Below are 19,209 nucleotides of genomic sequence, written 5' to 3' on the forward strand. Positions count from 1 at the left end.
TGATACTCATGGATAGCCTCGGCTTCAAGACCGCAAAGGCATTTAGCCTCAGAGTTAGGTTTAAGAGTCAGTGTAATAAGTGATGCTGTCTGGTGAGACTTTACTATTTTAAAGCCTTCCCAGAATGAAGATAGGAAAGTATGATTCGGCATGAAAACGGTAGTTTGTGTATGATTTTTGTTTGGCGACTAAACCATATCACTTACTACCGTTTTTGTTTTTAGTTCCCGCTAATCCGCGATGAACCTATTTTTTCATGCATTAAGCACTAAAGATTTGAGATAGCTCTGTCGCACATAGGTGGTACTGACGAGGGCAGTTGCGCCATGTTGTTAGCATGCGACGGTATTTGTCTAGCATTGGCATTTGGCTATTGAAGTGGTGGTCCGCTTTATCGAACTGAGGGTAAAGTCCTTCAGAGTCAACAAGGAAACGTACGTAGTGTACGATTTGTGCTTCAGATGCAATGTCGAAACCTAGGAACTGCAGACGACGTTGATCAACCTCTTTACGCTCATCTTCTTCAAGCATTTTGTTCGACTCTTGCATTGCATGGTACATCTCCATGATGTCGATAATTTCGCGACATTCTGCTTCAGTTAAGCAACCAAACTCTTTGTTAAGCTCACGCATTTGGAGTTCGTAACCACGCTCTACAATCGTTTGTAGACGTTGGTATTTAGCAGAGTTCTCAGGATCCATTTGAGACATTAGGTAGTATTGATTTGATAGAATTAGACGCTGAGCATTGGTCATTTCCATGGGAGAAGCCTCACTAAAAAACTAAATGTTGTATTCTTTTGTTGAAGTAAGAGTAACAGCATTCCTACGAGTGGAAACATGATCTCAACACGGATTTAATATGATTTTTTGAATTGATAAACAAAAGTTGTAAAGAAAAATGAAGGGAATCTCTAGCCTATAAAAGAAAACGCCCCAATCGAAATTGAGGCGTTTGAAACAGGTTTTAAATACCGTTGGTATTAGTATTTTACGTTGGAGTGGTATTGGCTCAAAACCGCAACAATCTCATCCATTGTCTCTTTACTTGGCGGGTTTACGCCTTCAAGAGGGTAGTCTAAACCAAGAGCTTCCCATTTATGCGCGCCCAGTTTGTGGTAAGGAAGTAGTTCTACTTTTTCGATGTTGTCCATGTCTTTAATGAACTCACCAAGCAGGTGTGCATCTTCGGGTGTGTCTGTGTATCCAGGTACAATCACGTAACGGATCCAAGTCGTTTTACCAATCTTATGAAGGTAACGGGCAAAATCGAGAGTACGCTTGTTAGATACACCAATGAAATCATGGTGAATTTCATCACGCATATGTTTCAGATCGAGCATGACAAGATCAGCGGCGTCTAATACTTCATCAACCACTTCTGTGTGCTTACGAATATAGCCATTGGTATCAAGGCAAGTATGGATACCTTCAGCCTTAGCAGCTAGAAAGAAGTCACGGACAAACTCAGGCTGTAGCATTGCTTCACCACCAGAACAGGTGATACCACCGCCAGAAGCTTTCATGAAGTGACGGTAAGATTTCGCCTCGTTGATGATTTCTTCTACAGTGACTTCTTTGCCATCATGAAGGTCCCATGTATCGCGGTTGTGGCAGTACATACAACGCATTAAGCAGCCTTGAAGAAATACAATAAAGCGGATACCAGGGCCATCGACAGTACCACAAGATTCGTATGAGTGAATGCGACCAGTTGTAGACATGAGCTATTCTCGTAGAGGAATTTATGCCCTTTATTTTATTACAAAAACGGTACATAAAATAGGGTCAAATCGTAACGAGACCTTTAAAAATAAAGGCAATCACCACTGAAGATGATTGCCTTTACCAAACTTGAAAAGTAAATGTGAAAGCTTGAATGATTCGCTAGAAGAACGCGAACATTGTAATGCCACCGGTGGTGTATACAGATTCTCTCGCTTCTTTATAATCCGGAGTTTTTGCGGTTAGCGCGAAGGATGCACCAACGTATTGGTTGTACCAAGCCACACCCATGACAGCTGTTGCTTGTAGGTTCTCTAGAGTCACATCGTAGATAGCTGGATCTTCATTGTTTTTATTGGCGTATTCATCAACACCAGAGCGATCACCTTCAATGGTCAAGTCGTTGAAACGGTAACGACCTTCAAGGCCTGCATAAGTAAACCAACCGCTGTTCGATGCGCCAATCATACCTGGTCTAAATGGGTTTTCCGTGGTGATGTTAGCTGCACCAAAGTTACCACCTAGGTCAGTACCCCAACGGAACATAAAGCCTGTTGAAATATCACTTCTAAAGTTACCCACGTTAATCTCTGAAACGTTAGAAATCTCGAAATCAGTATTCGCCAACGCTTGATTACGCATGAGATTGAAGTGGCTTAGGTAACCAACGCTGCCTGCCCATTCATCATCAACTTGGTATTCCCAACCCAGAGGCTCATCTGATTTAGTGATTGAATGAACCAGTTTTTGAGCATCTTCAGAAAGCGCACGATCACCTGTTGTGCCAAACGTGATGTTAAAGCGCTGAGCTTGTTGCGGGTTCAAGCTGATGTAGTTGAATTCTGTATGTAAGTAACCTGCGTATGGGCGGTCATTCGCAAGCGGCTTTTCCACTTCAATGTCAGAAGGGGTATACATTTTGTGGCCAAGGGTGATTTCCCACTTATCTAAAGAGCTTGCGCCCCAGTAAGAAAGACTTAAAGGTTTTACCCAATCGTATGGGGTAATGCTTGACGATGTGTAACCCAGAAATAATCCATTGGTATAGTCTTGGTCGACACCAAAAATTCCATCATTGTCTAGTGCGAATGTGACGGTAGAGCGGTCGGACGCCAAAGATGAAAAAGAGAGAAGGATTAGGGGGAAACAACGAAGGTATTTCATGGAGCAGTTACTCTTAAATTATGAACCGCGATATTACCGTACTTTGCTTGAATTTGTGGAAAAAAAGTGAATAGAAAGCGCCTTTTTTGCTCAATCTAACATTTAGGGAGATGGAAGAAGTTGTTGGGATTGGTAACGAATATAAAAAAGCCTCGCACATTGGCGAGGCTAATTATTATTTACTGTCTATTTAGCGTGAGCTTATAGAGACTCAGTAAATGTACGTGCGATTACGTCAGCTTGTTGCTCTGCAGTTAGAGAGTTAAAGCGAACAGCGTAACCAGATACACGGATTGTTAGCTGAGGGTATTTCTCAGGGTGCTTAACTGCGTCTTCTAGAGTGTCGCGGTTAAGAACGTTCACGTTAAGGTGTTGACCACCTTCAATGCCAGCTTCGTGGTGGAAGTAACCATCCATTAGGCCTGCAAGGTTCGCTTTCTGACCTTCAGCATCTTTACCAAGAGCGTTAGGTACGATAGAGAACGTGTACGAGATACCATCTTGTGCATCAGCAAACGGTAGTTTACCTACAGACGTTAGTGACGCTACAGCACCTTTCTCATCACGACCGTGCATTGGGTTAGCACCAGGAGCGAAAGGAGCACCAGCACGACGACCGTCTGGAGTGTTACCTGTTTTCTTACCGTATACAACGTTAGATGTAATAGTAAGAACTGACTGCGTAGGGATAGAGTTACGGTAAGTCTTAAGCTTACGGATCTTGTTCATGAACGTAGAAACTAGTTCACAAGCGATATCATCTACACGAGCGTCGTTGTTACCGTATTTAGGGTAATCGCCTTCGATTTCGAAGTCAGTTGCGATGCCATCTTCGTCGCGGATTGGTTTAACAGTCGCGAACTTAATTGCAGATAGTGAGTCAGCTGCAACAGATAGACCAGCGATACCACAAGCCATAGTACGACGAACGTCACGGTCATGCAGAGCCATTAGAGACGCTTCGTAGCTGTACTTGTCGTGCATGTAGTGAATGCTGTTTAGTGCAGTCACGTATTGCTTAGCTAGCCAGTCCATGAATGTGTCTAGACGAGCCATTACGTCATCGTAGTTAAGAACTTCGTCAGTGATCTTGTCAGAAACAGGACCTACTTGAAGTTTTAGCTTCTCATCTACACCGCCGTTGATTGCGTAAAGCATTGTTTTCGCCAGGTTAGCACGAGCACCGAAGAACTGCATTTGCTTACCAACGATCATTGGAGATACACAACAAGCGATAGCGTAATCATCAGACTCTAGGTCAGGACGCATTAGGTCATCATTTTCGTACTGGATAGAAGAAGTATCGATAGATACCTTCGCACAGAAACGCTTGAAGCCGTCAGGTAGTTGCTCAGACCAAAGAACAGTGATGTTTGGCTCTGGAGAAGGACCCATAGTGTATAGAGAGTTTAGGAAACGGAAATTAGAACGCGTTACTAGCGTACGACCGTCGATACCCATACCACCCATAGACTCTGTTGCCCAGATTGGGTCGCCAGAGAATAGCTCATCGTACTCAGGAGTACGTAGGAAACGAACCATACGTAGCTTCATTACGAAGTGGTCGATCATTTCTTGAGCTTCAACTTCAGTGATCTTGCCAGCAGCGATATCACGCTCGATGTAGATGTCTAGGAAAGTCGAAGTACGACCTAGAGACATTGCAGCACCGTTTTGAGACTTAACAGCCGCTAGGTAAGCGAAGTAAGTCCATTGGATAGCTTCTTGAGCAGTTTGAGCTGGCTCAGAGATATCGAAGCCGTACTTAGCAGCCATCTCTTTGATTTGACCTAGAGCGCGGTGTTGCTCAGAGATCTCTTCGCGAAGTTGCATTGTTTCTGCTAGGTTTTCGCCGTTTTCGAATTGCTCTTGAAGAGAAGCAAACTGAGCTTGCTTGTCTTTCATTAGGAAGTCGATACCGTATAGAGCTACACGACGGTAGTCACCGATGATACGACCACGGCCGTAAGCATCTGGAAGACCAGTTAGAACACCAGACTTACGACATTTTAGGATGTCAGGTGTGTAGATATCGAAAACACCCGCGTTGTGTGTTTTACGGTATTCAGAGTAGATTTTAGAAACAGCTGGATCCAGAGTTTCACCGTATGCTTTACAAGAACCCTCAACCATACGAATACCACCGTTAGGGATGATCGCACGCTTAAGTGGTTTCTCTGTTTGAAGACCAACGATAGTTTCTAGATCTTTTTCGATGTAACCCGCATCATGAGAAGTGATGGTAGAGATAACAGAAGTATCGAAATCTACAGGTGCTTTAGTTGCGTTTTCCTGTTTGATACCTTCCATTACCGAAGCCCAAAGCTTGTTAGTAGCCTCAGTACCTTCAGAAACTAGGAAAGACTCGTCGCCTTCATACGGCGTGTAGTTCTTTTGAATGAAATCACGAACGTTTACTTCGCTTTGCCACTCACCTGCAGCAAAATCTTCCCAAGCTTTAGCAAATTGCTCTGCCATGACATACCTACCTTTTTAGTAGAAAAAACACGTACATTAACACTGTTGAGCCAGCGCCCCTCGTAAGGGTAGTACACTCTTATTAATAACAATATATATGAGCATATGTGCTTCATATGGTTATATATATTGTCACTACTTTTTATATGTTGTCTTTACTCTATGTAATCAAGACTACGCTAAAAAATTTCTGCAAACCTTAAACTAAATCAATAAATGCTAAAAAAAGTTGAAAAAATTTGAGTGACAGGGGTTGCCACCCAAACTTTTTTTTAATCCGGTTACTACTTTTGTGTAGTAAAGGAGATTATAGCCAAGCTTTTAGACCATATTGGCTTTCTAGCATACCAACTGCAAGCATTGCTACTAAACAGATAACCAAAACGCCAACTGGGATAACAATCTTGTCTACAAATGATAGACGCTTAGCACGCTCTTTATCACCAATTAGGCCGTTGTTATCTAGAAGCATAGTCAGTGCCCATGCTAGTACTGGGTTAACAACCGCTGAACCGAAGATACAGATACCAGCTGCTTGAGAGTCTTTTGAATCTTTAACCATCTGCATACCCGCTTCAAGTAGAGGTAGAGATACACCTACAAGTAGCGCAACACGCATCACTGGTGGCCATACTGCGACATCCATTGGGAAACCAAGAATCGCAACAATAATACATAGAGAGCCAAGCAAGATTGCGCCGCCAGGGATTGGACGTTTCGCGATAGCTGCTGGGATCATGTATGTACCCCAAGATGAAGTGATGTTACCACCACCAACTGCTGTACCTACCATTTGACGAACTGAACACATAGTCATTGTGTCATCAACATCCATCAGAACTTTTTCAGACTTTTTAGGGTAGTTCAGTTCTTGGAAGATACGGTGACCTAGGAAGTCTGGTGACCACATTGCTACCGCTAGGATTGCAAATGGTAGAGAAGCGATGAAGTGCTCAACGTTTGGTAAACCAAGCATCCAACCTTCTTCAGTAGAACCCCACCAGTAGATTGGGTTTAGGTTTGGAATGCCTGTTTCAGTTACGAATTTGATATCGAAACCTGCACCAAGAACTAAAGCAATAGCTAGACCAGTGAAAGCACAAACAGGGATTGCTAACCAACGCTTGTTCACTTTAGCAAGGAATGCGTATAGGCCGATAGTAACGGCAAGAACAATCAAACCAATGTAACCCATGCTACCAGCAGCAACAGTGTCAGACTGAAGACCAACAGCCCAAGTTTGAATAGAGTTGATTTGGCTCATGGTACCGGTTAGTCCCAAGAAGATGAGCAAGCCACCCGCAGTACCTTCAGAAGTCAGGTTGACGAGCTTAGACCCACCTTTTAGGAAGCTAAGGATAAGACCGAAGACACCGATAAGGATTGCCAATGCAAGAGGGTGAGCACCAGCAAGAGCGATGGTACCAATAAGAGGAATCATTGGGCCGTGGTTACCGGCGAGGTTTGCTTTAGGGTTGAAGAAACCAGAAGCAAGGATACAGAATAGCAGTGCAGGGATAAGCATTTCTACACGAGCAACTTCGATAGCAAACTCTTTACCAAGGTTTACGTGATCCCAAGCTTGAGTTAGACCTTCAGCCCAAGACATCATTACTGCAGAGTACATCGCGATGATACCAATGGTACCAGCCAGTGCAGGAACAAGGTCTTCGAGTTCAAAGCGGAAATCACGGCCTGGAAGGTTTAGACCAAAGCGACGAGGCTTCATGATTTGAAGTTCGTGATCTAGATAATCTGAGCGGTTCTCAAATTCAGAAGCAGGACGGTGTAGCTCTTTATAGCTTTTCTCTTCTACTTCAGAGTTCGCATTATTGACAACGTCTGACATAGATTCCTCATATTTTTATGTTAGTAATTCAAAATTGAATTCTATAATTTCGCGTAATTGTGTTATTTCTTAGTTATAACTCATTAACATTTTGTTGCACGTTATTGATGTGCCTTATGCAGCTAAGTTAAAAGAAATGTATGGCATTTTTGATGCCTTATTGTGTGTTGAGGAGTCTAACAAGCTTACCCTTTAGGGTGATTGATCTTGATCACTTTATGAGTGTATGTGAAAGAAAGCTACAGAATGCAGCGTTCCATTAACGTACCGTTGATAAATCGTGTAATTTTTTTTCACAAATTGACGTTTCCCTCCTTTTCTAAAGCATAGCTAATGGTGGGGTGCTCTGAATGACTGATTCTTATTGAGTTATTTCATTTTTACCTACCTTCCACGATACCCGGACCCACCGCTTACAATACAGTAGCCTTAAAATAATTGTGGCTCATAGAGTGTGTCGCATGCTGAATTCGTATTTATGGTTTTGTTGTTAACGACACTTCTTCGTTCACCAAACTTGTTTTTCTTGTGAGACGTTAGGCTACGAGAATCTCATTTTGGTTAACTTTATTTAAACAATGTAAGCGTTGGATTTATAGCTTATTGATAGAAGTCATTCATAAAATTGAGGTGAAAACGCTACCTTTTGCATAATAAGTCAGAGTGAAGTGCTATTTATTCCAAATTATTAGGTTAATAATTTGTTGCATGTTAATCCGTGTGGTGCTAGTTTGTATCGCATGAAAAGGTCGGAGTACCTTGCATTTTCACAAACTTGGGAGAGAAAGCGCATGAAAGATGTACCGGCGCTGGACATAAAGGATCTACACAAAACGTTTGGTCAAAATGAAGTTTTAAAGGGAATTTCACTTTCTGCGCATAAAGGCGATGTGGTATCGATTATCGGATCTTCAGGTTCGGGTAAAAGTACTTTCCTTAGATGTATCAACCTTCTAGAGACACCTACTGCAGGCGAGATTTGGGTTAATGGTGAATTAATTCAGATGAAAAATAACCGCCAAGGTGTGTCTGTCCCTGCTAATGAAAAACAAGTTCAACGAATCCGTTCTCGTTTGGCGATGGTTTTTCAGGGGTTCAATCTATGGTCTCACCTGACCGTTCTCGAAAATGTTATTGAAGCACCTGTTCATGTATTAGGTGTACCTAAAGCACAAGCTATTGAAAATGCAGAGCTACTGCTTAAGAAAGTAGGCCTGTATGAGCGTAAAGATTACTACCCAGGTCACTTATCTGGTGGACAACAACAACGTGCTGCGATTGCAAGAGCGTTAGCGGTTGATCCTGAAGTAATGCTGTTTGATGAACCAACATCTGCACTTGACCCTGAACTAGTTGGGGAAGTGCTTGGCGTAATGCGTGATCTAGCTGAAGAAGGAAGAACCATGCTTGTGGTAACACATGAAATGGCTTTTGCTCGTGACGTATCAAACCATGTGATGTTCCTACATCAAGGGTTAGTGGAAGAACAGGGCGACCCAGCTAAACTGTTTACGAACCCAGAGTCTGAGCGATTACAACAATTTATCTCCTCGATCTACTAATTGGTCTTGGCTGGTGAATGGCGAAGCAGAACAGAATTGAAACATTACTGCTAAGGTCAATGGCGGTGGTGTAAACAATGAAACACAACAACACAGCTCAATAAGCAAAACAATATTAAAACTAGCAAAACATAAAAACCTCAATCACAGGAGTAGGGATATGAAAAAGTGGTTATTAGTCGCGGCACTTGCTGCAACTGCGGCAACAGGCGTAGCTCAAGCGAAAGAATGGAAAACAGTACGCTTTGGTATTGAAGGTGCTTACCCTCCATTTAGCTGGACAGAAGCAGATGGCTCACTGAAAGGCTTTGACGTGGACATGGCTAACGCGCTTTGTACTGAAATGCAGGTGCAATGTAAGATCGTTGCACAAGACTGGGATGGTATTATTCCTTCTCTACTTGCTCGTAAATATGATGCGATCATCGCGGCAATGTCTATCACTGAAGAGCGTAAGAAGAAAATCGACTTCACTGGTAAATATGCACTTATCCCAAACAAGTTCATCGCTAAGAAAGGCGCTGGCCTTAACTTCGATGACCTAAGCGGTCAAAAAATTGCTGTTCAACGTGCAACAACTCACGATAAATATCTAACAGACAACTACGGCGACACGGTTGAAATCGTTCGTTACGGTTCTTTCGATGAAGCTTATCTTGATCTAGCAAACGGCCGTGTTGCCGCTGTACTAGGTGATGCTTCTGCTCTAGAAGAAGGTGTACTGAACAAAGCTGGCGGTGAAGCGTACGAGTTTGTTGGTCCATCACTAACAGATCCTAAGTGGTTCGGTGAAGGTTTTGGTATTGCTCTACGTAAGCAAGACAAAGACCTAACTAAGAAGCTAGATGCGGCAATCCTTTCTCTACGTGAAAAAGGCATCTACCAAGATATCGCGGCTAAATACTTCAACTACGACGTATACGGTCAGTAATCTCTAGCGTCAATTCTTAAGGGAGAGGCAATCCTCTCCCTGTCTTACCAACTTTTTCGCAGTTCTGTTGGAATTCATTATGTTTGATTTACAAGGATATGAAGTATCGATCCTGAAAGGGGCGTTGCTTACAATCGAAGTTGCTTTGCTGTCGCTCATTTTAGCTATGGTGCTCGGTATGTTAGGAGCCTTGGCAAAGCTTGCGCCATATCGCTGGGCTCGTGCTATTGCAACTCTTTACACAACCGTCATCCGAGGCATTCCCGATCTCGTATTGATGATGCTGATTTTCTTTGGTGGACAGATCCTTTTAAACAACAGTTTGTATTCCATCAATGAGTGGCTCAATGAATGGTTCTCATCCAGCGATCCTAACCATGAGTGGACTTCTTACTTACCAGATTATATTGATGTCAGCCCATTTGTTGCTGGTGTCTTAACCATAGGCTTCATCTTTGGCGCCTACATGGCAGAAACGTTCCGTGGTGCGATCATGGCTGTCGACAGCGGTGAAATGGAAGCAGCAAAGGCTTATGGTATGAGCCCTGTGTTAGCTTTCCGTCGTATTCTACTACCACAAATGATTCGTCACGCTTTACCTGGTTTTGGTAACAACTGGTTGGTTTTACTTAAAACCACGGCCTTGGTTTCCATTATCGGTCTAGAAGATATGGTACGCGTTAGCGCATTAGCAGCCGGTTCAACCAAAATGCCATTTACTTTCTACATGGCAGTGGCACTTATCTTCTTGTTCTTCACTAGTGTATCGACTGGTTTACTTAAACTTGTTGAACGCAAATTCAGTATCCACGCGAGGTAGTTATGGACTTTTCATTGATAATTGAAAGCCTGCCGATTTACCTTGGTGGTCTATGGACAACAGCTTGGATGGTTTGCGTCGCTTTGATTATTGGCTTGTTTGTTGCCATACCATTAGCTATTGCTCGTAACAGCCACAATATGTTGATTAACGCACCTGCGTGGTCGTTTATCTATTTCTTCCGCGGCACACCATTACTGGTACAGCTTTACTTAATTTATTACGGCATGGATCAGTTCTTCCCAGTGAAAGACACACTATGGGAAAACGCTTGGTTCTGTGCGTTGGTGGCATTCATCCTGAATACTTCTGCTTACACCGCTGAGATTATCCGTGGTGCAATCAACGGTTTACCGAAAGGTGAGGTGGAAGCGGCAAAAGCATACGGCATGAGTACACCGAAGACTTATCGTCGTATCATTTTACCAAGTGCTTTACGTCGTGCACTGCCGGCTTACAGTAACGAAGTTATCTTCATGCTTCACGGCTCTGCGGTAGCAGGTATCGTAACCATCATGGATTTAACAGGTGCAGCGCGTTTGGTTAACTCTCGTTACTACGCCCCATTTGAGTCTTTCCTAACAGCGGGTCTGTTCTATATGGCGCTAACGTTTATCATCATTGCGATCTTCAAATTCGCAGAGAAACGTTTCCTAGCTTACTTAAGACCCCTTAGCTAATTGCATTCTAAATAGTTAAAAAACGGCGCTCATTGAGCGCCGTTTTTTGTATCGACAGAAAAATCGGAGGTGGCTTTATGAGAGGTTTACTTAGGAGAGCCATCGATTGTTCAAAATAGTTAACTTGCTTCAAATTGCGTCCACATATTCATTAGAATAATTGCTTTAGATTTAACTATAGATAGACTCGGCGAAATTTTGTTGTTGTATGGAATAATGACGAAAAAGAGTAGCTTACTGTCTCACTTTGTTGTTTTTGTTATCGCGTTATCACTTTTAGGGTGTGGCGGTGGTAGCGGCAGTGAAAGTGTTCAAACTGGTTCTGGTGGTTCTGGTGGTTCTGGTGGTTCTGGTGGTTCTGGTGGTTCTGGTGGTTCTGGTGGTTCTGGTGGTTCTGGTGGTTCTGGTGGTTCTGGTGGTTCTGGTGGTTCTGGTGGAGGAGGTAATGACGGAGATGGAAGTAGTGATCCGGATATAACCCCAATCCCGCAAACTGCTGTGGAAAAAGCATTGGCGACAGGTAATGCTTCTTATGTCGTTAATCCCTCGGAGTTTGTTGAGGCAAGCCAAGCATTAGTTGCTCAATACAACGAAGACTACAATCAGATTAAACAAGCCTTATCTCAAAGCCCTGAAGGTGAGCCACTACGCAATCTCCACTGGGACCCAACCCATGGCACGGCCATCATCTTACCTACTTATGGCTTCAACGATGTTATCTTGAAAACGAATAAAGCGATGCAAGATGGCTACTCCGATCAAGAGTTGGTGGTTGGTGTTGCGGGTTATACTGCGACTAAAGGGCGTTATGCAGTACTTGCGAGTAACCCATTTAGAACGAAGCAACGTTTTCCTGATTCTGTTAATGAAGAGATGAACACTTGGCTGAAGAATCTGGTTACCTGGGTTTCAGGAACTGATGCGCCAAAAAATGTGGTGTTAGCTCAGCTCGATCAGTCTTATTACTTCCCGGATGATCAAGCGACAAGGAACTGGTTAACTGACAACATTAATGCCTCTGTGGTTGCCAACGCAGACGATGCTTGTGATGGCAGTCAATTAAGTCAGTGCCTTGAAGCCAATAGTCCTGATTTGGTGATTTTGTCTCAAAAATTGAACGCCGGCGATAGTATTGATGATGTTGTACAAGGGCTACGTTTAGCGTTTGATAAAAACATTCCGGTGCTTTACTTGCATCTCGATGGTGGTATGACGGACTTGGGTAATGCTTTGTTTGCTGAAATGCATATGGCTTATGTCGGTGACAATTATTGGCGCAAGCTTGGTCTGTCTAATTGGGATTCAACGCAGCTGATTAATCAGATACCGGATAATATTGTTCAACAGCAAGCGCTTTTACAAAGACTGAAAGACGACAGTTTCACCGTTGATTTAAGCACGTGTGATGACAAATCTTGCCCCGATGAATCCAATATGGATGAAGAGTTCTATACCGCAGCCAACAGCATTCGCGCACATCTAACGTCGCTGGATAGTAAAAAAATTGACCTGTTTGCAACGGATGATTATGAGTATGAAAAGCTGTTATTACTACTTGCTGACCATTACCGTCAAGATGTTCAGTACCCAATGGGCAAAGGTGTGACTGGGAGGATTGATTTTCTTCGTTCTTACTACAGTGATTACGTGGCATACAACAGTCGACTGTATAACGCGGCGCAACCAAGTTTAGGTAACTTTAGTACCAAGAGTTTTGATAACGTACCGCTCGTCACGAAAACCGTTGCCTTGGAGTCTAAAAGACATTTCCGATCCGCTGGTTTGTATGCCTTGCCGGGTAAGACAATCAAGGTGACTCGCTTAGACAATAACGGTGTGGCTACGTCTATTGCATTTAATACATTACGTAGCGGCGCGACACACGAGTTTTCGGGGAACGACGGTTACGCTCGGCCAAAGTTTTTAACCTCGGTAACCTATTCAGTGAAACCGGGAGAGACGATTTCTCTCACTTCAGCTTATGGCGGAACATTACAGGTTCACTTTGATACCAATGATATTGACGTGGAACTACGTTTTGAAAATGTCGCACAGCACCCCGTCTGGAGAAGTGAAGCGGACAATGACAGCTTTGTTGCACAGCTTGAAGAAGGAAACTTTGATTGGGCTGAGCTGATTACCCCAGGGTTTGAAGTTCACTCAAAGCTGGAAAAAATGAAGGAATCTATCGGTTCAGATGACTGGGCTCAGCCACATGACATGGCACTTGCAACGGAGCGTTATGTTCACAATTTTCCTCATGCGCTCGCTGGTTTTAAAGGCCCTGGGATTGATGAAATTGCTGAAATACAACAATACGGTGAAGACAAGGGCTGGCAGATCGAGACCATTGATATCGTAAAACACATGAACGCAGACCAAGCGAACTGTGGCTACGGTTGCTCAGGAAACCCTTATGATGCCTATTGGTCTTTTCATCCACTAGGGCATGGTGACCTTCATGAGTTGGGGCATGGCTTGGAGCGAGGCCGATTTAGATTTAGCGGTTGGGATGGACATTCAACAACGAACTACTACTCCTATTACAGTAAATCTCGTTACTATTTGGATACCAAGAGAGTGTCTTCTTGCCAGGGACTTGACTTTAAGGGGCAATATGAACTGCTACAAGAGAGCCGAAAACAGCCTGACCCCAATGCTTATATGGCGCAGCAGAATCAAACCAGTTGGAGTTGGGGAGCGCGTGTCTTTATTCAAATGATGATGTTGGCACAAGAGCAGGGCGTACTGGATTACGGCTGGCATATGTTAGGACGGCTTCACTTGATTGAACGTGAGTTTAACCGCCTTAAATCGAGTGATGAACTATGGAGTGCGAATAAACAAAACATCGGCTTTGATAACTACTCTCGCGATGAAGCAAACCAGATTTCCAATGATGACTGGTTGTTGATTGCATTAAGCTATGTGAATGAGCGCGACATGAGGAACTATTTAAACATGTGGGGCTTCAACTTCTCGGATAAAGCGAAGCAACAAGTAGCGACTATGAGTTTAGCACCAATGCCGTTAACCTATTTTGCAAGTTCAAACCAAGGGTATTGTGTTGATGAGTTTGCTAAGAGGCCAATTAGTGTGGATGGAGTGACGGCTTGGCCTCTTAACTAATCTAAAAAGGGGAACCGCGATAGTTCCCCTTTTCACTTAGCAATTCATTACTTAAACGTCGACCAAATTGGCGCGTGATCAGACGGCTTTTCGATACCACGCAGTTCGTAATCGATACCTGCTTCAGTACACTTCTCAGCAAGTTTTGGAGTAGCTAATACCACATCAATACGAAGGCCGCGGTTGTCTACAAAACCTTTAGAGCGGTAATCAAACCACGAATATTGATCGGTTACATCAGGGTGAAGCTGGCGGAACGTATCAACAAATCCCCAATCTAATAAGGTTTTCAGCCATTGACGCTCTTCTGGTTGGAACGAACATTTACCTGTTTTTAGCCAACGTTTCGCGTTTGGCTCACCGATACCGATATCTGCATCAATTGGGCTGATGTTGATATCACCCATAACAACAATCTGTTCGTCATTGCTGTGGTGATCGTTTAGGTAAGTCATTAGGTCTTTGTAGAACTGGCGTTTATATGGGAACTTAGTCTCGTGATTAATGTTGTCGCCTTGTGGGAAGTAACCATTTAGCACGGTTGTCTTTTCGCCATTATCATCTTCAAACGTCGCCATGATCATACGTTTTTGATGTTCTTCATTGTCTGTTGGGAAACCCTTCTGAACAGAGATAGGCTCTTGCTTACACAACATAGCGACACCGTAGTGTGCTTTTTGGCCGTGGAAGTAAACCTTGTAGCCCATTGCTTCAACATCAGCAATTGGGAAGGCCTCGTCGTGCACTTTGATCTCTTGTAAACCAATCACGTCAGGTTGGTGTTTGTCGATAACCGCTTGCAGTTGGTGAAGGCGAGCTCTTAGGCCATTGATGTTGAAGCTAATTACTTTCATTTATTTTTATACCTCTCGTAAACCTTTGCCTATAGTGCAGCAAAGATTATTTGATTTGGTGAGTTTCATAGTTAATCGTATTTAACCATGCTTAATAATGTATGTCGCCATTTGTAGAGACAAAATGGCGACATAAAACGACGTGGGTACTTGCGTTGAATCTATTGAGTCTTGAGCAAATCTAAAAAGAATGCGTATTCCAGTGTGTCTTCTTTTAATCGTTTAAATCGACCTGATGCACCACCGTGACCTGCTTCCATGTCGGTTTTGAACACAAGTACATTGTTGTCTGTTTTCATCTCACGCAACTTCGCTACCCACTTCATAGGTTCAAAGTATTGTACTTGCGAATCATGCAGACCGGTTGTCACTAACATGTTCGGGTAGTTTTGAGCTTTGACGTTGTCGTATGGCGAGTAACTCAACATGTAATCGTAGTAGGTTTTATTGTTTGGATTACCCCATTCGTCATACTCGTTAGTTGTAAGAGGAATTGATTCATCAAGCATGGTCGTTACCACGTCAACAAATGGAACATGAGCGCCAATGCCTCGATATAACTCAGGTGCTTGATTGATGATTGCACCCATCAACAGACCGCCAGCCGAACCGCCAACTGCAAATACTTTGTCTTTCGCGCCATAACCTTCTTCAACTAGGCCTTTGGTGACATCGATGAAGTCATTGAACGTGTTTTGTTTAGTCAGCTTTTTGCCATCTTCATACCAAGGGCGTCCCAACATCTCTGAACCTCGAATATGCGCGATAGCATAAACGAATCCGCGATCAAGTAGGCTAAGACGAGCTGAGCTAAAAGTTGGTTCGATTGTGTGCCCGTAAGACCCGTAGGCATATTGGTAGAGAGGGTTAGTACCGTCTTTCTTGAATAGATCTTTGCGATAAACCAAAGAGACTGGTACTTGCTTACCATCGCGAGCCGTGATCATGATTCGCTCTGATTGGTAATTATCAGCATCGAAATCACCTAATACCGGCGTTTGTTTCATGATCTCTGATTCACCTGTATTAAGGTCGAAATCATAGTAAGTGCCAGGAGTCGTTAGGCTGCTGTAATAGACTCGAACTTTAGAGTTATCTAACTCATAGTTACTTGTTAGATAGGCAGCAAAAGCGGTGTCGTTGAACTCAAGTGGAAATTCTTTGCCTGTAGAGAGTTGACGAACCTTTACTGTAGACAAGCCATTTGAACGCTGCTCGTAAACCAGATGATCATTAAATAGCTCAAAATCGACAAGCTGTACGTTGTCGTCAGCTGGAATGACATCGACCCATTTTGAACGGTCATGCATGTCTTCAGCCGTTGTTTTCATCAAACGGAAGTTGACCGCTTGGTAGTTGGTGTAGATGTAATACCAATCCTCTAGCTTGGCGATGCTGTACTCAATACCCGTTTCTCTTGGGTAGAAGGCTTCGGCTTTTGCATTTGGGTTATTGGCATCAATAATTGAAACACCACTGGTTTCAGTGCTCGAGTGCCAAATGTATACCTGCTCGCCATCTTTACTCTTACTGATGCTGGTGTAGTAAGCGCTGTCAGCTTCTTCGTAGATTAGTTCATCGCTTGTTTGAGGTGTGCCCAATACATGGCGGTAAACTTGATAACCAAGTAGAGTTTGTGGATCTTTCTTGATGTAGTAGAAGGCTTGGTTGTCGTTTTGCCACGCAATAGCGCTCGAAGCCCCTTCAATTTCATCCTTTAGGTACTCACCTGTCGTGAGGTCTTTAATCTTAATGGTGTAAATACGACGGCTCAGTGTATCTTCGCCATAGGCCAGCATATTTTCGTTCGGGCTCACTGATAGGCCACCAATGCTGAAGAATTCATGTTCTTTGGCGAGTTCGTTAACGTCTAAGATGACTTGTTTGTCTATTCCTAAAAAGTGTTTTTCGCGTAAATGAACTGGGTATTCGTTGTCACCTGTGACTTTATTTGAGTAGTAATAGCTACCTTTACGAACCGGTACCGAATTGTCGTCTTTCGCGATTCGGCTTTTGATCTCTTCAAATAATTGTTCTTGAGATGCTTCTGTGTGTTTCAGCACAGTCTCGGCATACTGGTTCTCTTGCTCGAGGTGCTGCAAGATCTCTGGATCTTGGCGTTCATCATCACGCATCCAATAATAATCATCAATTCGTGTGTCACCATGAGTCGTCATTGAATGAGGGACTTTCTTAGCAACGGGAGCTCGGGTTTGTTTAGCGACGAGTTGCGATGGAGAGTAATGGTTCATGGTTATTATTCCTTGATTGCTGCATCCGGCGACAAGCGCCACCGATACGGCTAATGTGGTTAAAGCGAAACGCATCTGTATATCCTTAGTGTGCACCTTACTCGTTTTAATGCCAGCATCCTTTTTAGTGGTTAGTTTTCTTCCAGTGATGTTATTTATAATTGGATTCTGGATATGCACTTTCATCGTAAGTGTCTGTTATTGTTTTTAAAAAATCAAAGTAATGTTTGATTAAATTGATGGAAGACATCAGGCGAGGGTAAACGGGCAATAAAAAAGGGACACGCCTTTCAGCATGTCCCTCTGTTTGTGAGGCAAGATTTGCGTTCTGCTTTAGATAGCCAATGGCATTTCGTTTGAGTGGTCAGGCTTACGATTAACCCAACGTAAACCAAGCATGGCGATAAGTGACATGGTAATCATCAAGCAACCCAATGGCAGTTGGTCTTGAGCTGGGAAGAACGATGCCAACAGTGTTGCAATACCGGCACCTAGGTTCTGCATACCGCCTAAGATCGCGCCACCCGTACCTGCGTGATATGGGAATGGCGAAAGTGCTCCCGTTGTTGCTGCTGGAAATAAGATACCAGCGCCCAAGAAGTAAATAGTTGCACCGCCAATTAAAGTTAATGCTGTTGTTTGACCAAACAGACCTGGGATAAGCACGACAGCTGAGCCAACCAAGATCGATACTAGGCCAACATTCAACGCGCGGCGTTCAGAACGGCGTTGTGCGATGTAACTCGATAGGCCTGCACCCACTAGGTAACCAGGAATTGGCAATACAAACAGCAAACTTACTGTGGTCGCTGGTAAGCCAAGCACACCGCCAAGCAATACGCCAGCTGCTGCCTCGAACACTGCTACGCCCGCAAATGTTGCCACCAGAACCAGTAAGAAACCTTGGAAGCGTTTGTCAGACAGAACGAATTTGTAGCTGTTGACGACCGATTCATTTTTGCGTCGCTCTTTTGGCAATGTCTCCATCATGCTCGTCATCATGGTGATCACAACAGCGATACCAAACAGTGCTAGAAACAAGTAGCTAGAACGCCAACCGAAAGCTTCAGTTAGGTAACCGCCCACTACAGGTGCCATCAATGGGGAGAAAATCACACACATGCTGATTAAGCTGTTTGCACGATGTAATTCAGCGCCCTCAAAACAGTCGCGAGTCAATGTACGAGACATCGCACCGCCACAACCAATGCCCAGTCCTTGAATAAAGCTACCCGCCAAGAACCATTCGTATTCATGAGCGAATAAGGCTACCAAGGTACCTAGGATATAGATGACTAAGCCTGCGACGATGATTGGTTTACGACCAAGGCGATCTGAAAGTGGACCGTAAACAAATTGCGACAAACCATAAGGGATCAGGTAACACGCCATCACTGCTTGAAGTGAAGACGCAGAAACCAAGAACTCACCTGCCATATGACCGATAGAAGGCACGTACATCGTTTGAGTCATTTGACCTACGGCTGTCAGAATAGCGATTAAAAAGGTAAGTTTCGCTAATGGAAACGAGGCGGACATTTGCGTATCTCTCCAAAAATTAAAACGTAAGAAGCCTTAGCGCTCCATTAGGGAGTGCCAATTGAATAAGGTGATTAGGGAATCTAGGCGCGAGATATTAAAGTTTGATTGTCGAATTAGCAATCAAAAAGTGTGAACTTGATCAAGATAAAAATCTATACCATTGATTAGAAAAACTAATCCAAATTGTTGCGTAATAAAGAGAGGCAGAGAGGGCTTCTTTTAC

13 protein-coding genes are annotated in these 19,209 nt (G+C 43.5%); 5 read left to right on the forward strand and 8 right to left on the reverse strand.

Annotated features, from left to right (window positions below; translation table 11 throughout):
* Positions 1-261: 261 nt before the first annotated feature.
* From L1D55_RS16610 to L1D55_RS16630, 5 genes are all read right to left on the reverse strand, one after another.
* Positions 262-762, reverse strand: a complete 501-nt coding sequence (locus L1D55_RS16610; RefSeq protein WP_086713723.1) for a YfbU family protein — start codon at positions 760-762, stop codon at positions 262-264.
* 221 nt (positions 763-983) lie between these two features.
* The gene (gene pflA / locus L1D55_RS16615; protein ID WP_004737406.1) at positions 984-1,724 is read right to left on the reverse strand and encodes a pyruvate formate lyase 1-activating protein; all 741 of its coding nucleotides are present in this window, start codon (positions 1,722-1,724) and stop codon (positions 984-986) included.
* Between the two features lie 163 nt (positions 1,725-1,887).
* The gene (locus tag L1D55_RS16620; protein WP_239918168.1) at positions 1,888-2,889 is read right to left on the reverse strand and encodes a lipid A-modifier LpxR family protein; all 1,002 of its coding nucleotides are present in this window, start codon (positions 2,887-2,889) and stop codon (positions 1,888-1,890) included.
* A 201-nt stretch (positions 2,890-3,090) separates the two neighbouring features.
* Positions 3,091-5,367, reverse strand: coding sequence for a formate C-acetyltransferase (gene pflB / locus L1D55_RS16625; protein WP_128159967.1), 2,277 nt, complete (start codon positions 5,365-5,367; stop codon positions 3,091-3,093).
* Between the two features lie 307 nt (positions 5,368-5,674).
* Positions 5,675-7,216 carry a DUF3360 family protein gene (locus L1D55_RS16630; RefSeq protein ID WP_239918169.1) on the reverse strand — a complete coding sequence of 514 codons (1,542 nt, stop codon included), beginning with the start codon at positions 7,214-7,216 and terminating at the stop codon, positions 5,675-5,677.
* A 791-nt stretch (positions 7,217-8,007) separates the two neighbouring features.
* Between L1D55_RS16630 and L1D55_RS16635 the strand changes: the two genes are divergently transcribed.
* The 5 genes from L1D55_RS16635 to L1D55_RS16655 all read left to right on the forward strand — a co-directional run bounded on the left by L1D55_RS16635 (position 8,008) and on the right by L1D55_RS16655 (position 14,338).
* Positions 8,008-8,778, forward strand: a complete 771-nt coding sequence (locus L1D55_RS16635; RefSeq protein ID WP_061034198.1) for an ABC transporter ATP-binding protein — start codon at positions 8,008-8,010, stop codon at positions 8,776-8,778.
* Positions 8,779-8,938: 160 nt separating this feature from the next.
* Positions 8,939-9,709 carry an ABC transporter substrate-binding protein gene (locus L1D55_RS16640; protein WP_004737411.1) on the forward strand — a complete coding sequence of 257 codons (771 nt, stop codon included), beginning with the start codon at positions 8,939-8,941 and terminating at the stop codon, positions 9,707-9,709.
* Between the two features lie 79 nt (positions 9,710-9,788).
* Positions 9,789-10,529 (forward strand): ABC transporter permease, encoded by a 741-nt coding sequence (locus L1D55_RS16645; RefSeq protein ID WP_239918170.1) that lies wholly within the window; start codon positions 9,789-9,791, stop codon positions 10,527-10,529.
* A 2-nt stretch (positions 10,530-10,531) separates the two neighbouring features.
* Positions 10,532-11,209, forward strand: coding sequence for an ABC transporter permease (locus L1D55_RS16650; RefSeq protein WP_102426428.1), 678 nt, complete (start codon positions 10,532-10,534; stop codon positions 11,207-11,209).
* Between the two features lie 216 nt (positions 11,210-11,425).
* Positions 11,426-14,338 carry an ImpA family metalloprotease gene (locus L1D55_RS16655; protein ID WP_239918171.1) on the forward strand — a complete coding sequence of 971 codons (2,913 nt, stop codon included), beginning with the start codon at positions 11,426-11,428 and terminating at the stop codon, positions 14,336-14,338.
* Positions 14,339-14,385: 47 nt separating this feature from the next.
* Here the strand turns inward: L1D55_RS16655 and xthA are convergent, their stop codons facing one another.
* The 3 genes from xthA to emrD form a co-directional block, all read right to left on the reverse strand.
* Positions 14,386-15,192: an exodeoxyribonuclease III gene (gene xthA, locus L1D55_RS16660; protein ID WP_239918172.1), complete on the reverse strand. Its 807-nt coding sequence runs from the start codon at positions 15,190-15,192 to the stop codon at positions 14,386-14,388.
* Positions 15,193-15,353: 161 nt separating this feature from the next.
* Positions 15,354-17,444, reverse strand: a complete 2,091-nt coding sequence (locus L1D55_RS16665; protein ID WP_239918190.1) for a S9 family peptidase — start codon at positions 17,442-17,444, stop codon at positions 15,354-15,356.
* A gap of 333 nt (positions 17,445-17,777) precedes the next feature.
* Positions 17,778-18,983 (reverse strand): multidrug efflux MFS transporter EmrD, encoded by a 1,206-nt coding sequence (emrD, locus tag L1D55_RS16670; protein ID WP_239918173.1) that lies wholly within the window; start codon positions 18,981-18,983, stop codon positions 17,778-17,780.
* Positions 18,984-19,209 lie beyond the last annotated feature (226 nt).

Origin of the sequence: Vibrio sp. Isolate22, assembly GCF_022398115.1 — a bacterium.
GTDB lineage: Bacteria > Pseudomonadota > Gammaproteobacteria > Enterobacterales > Vibrionaceae > Vibrio.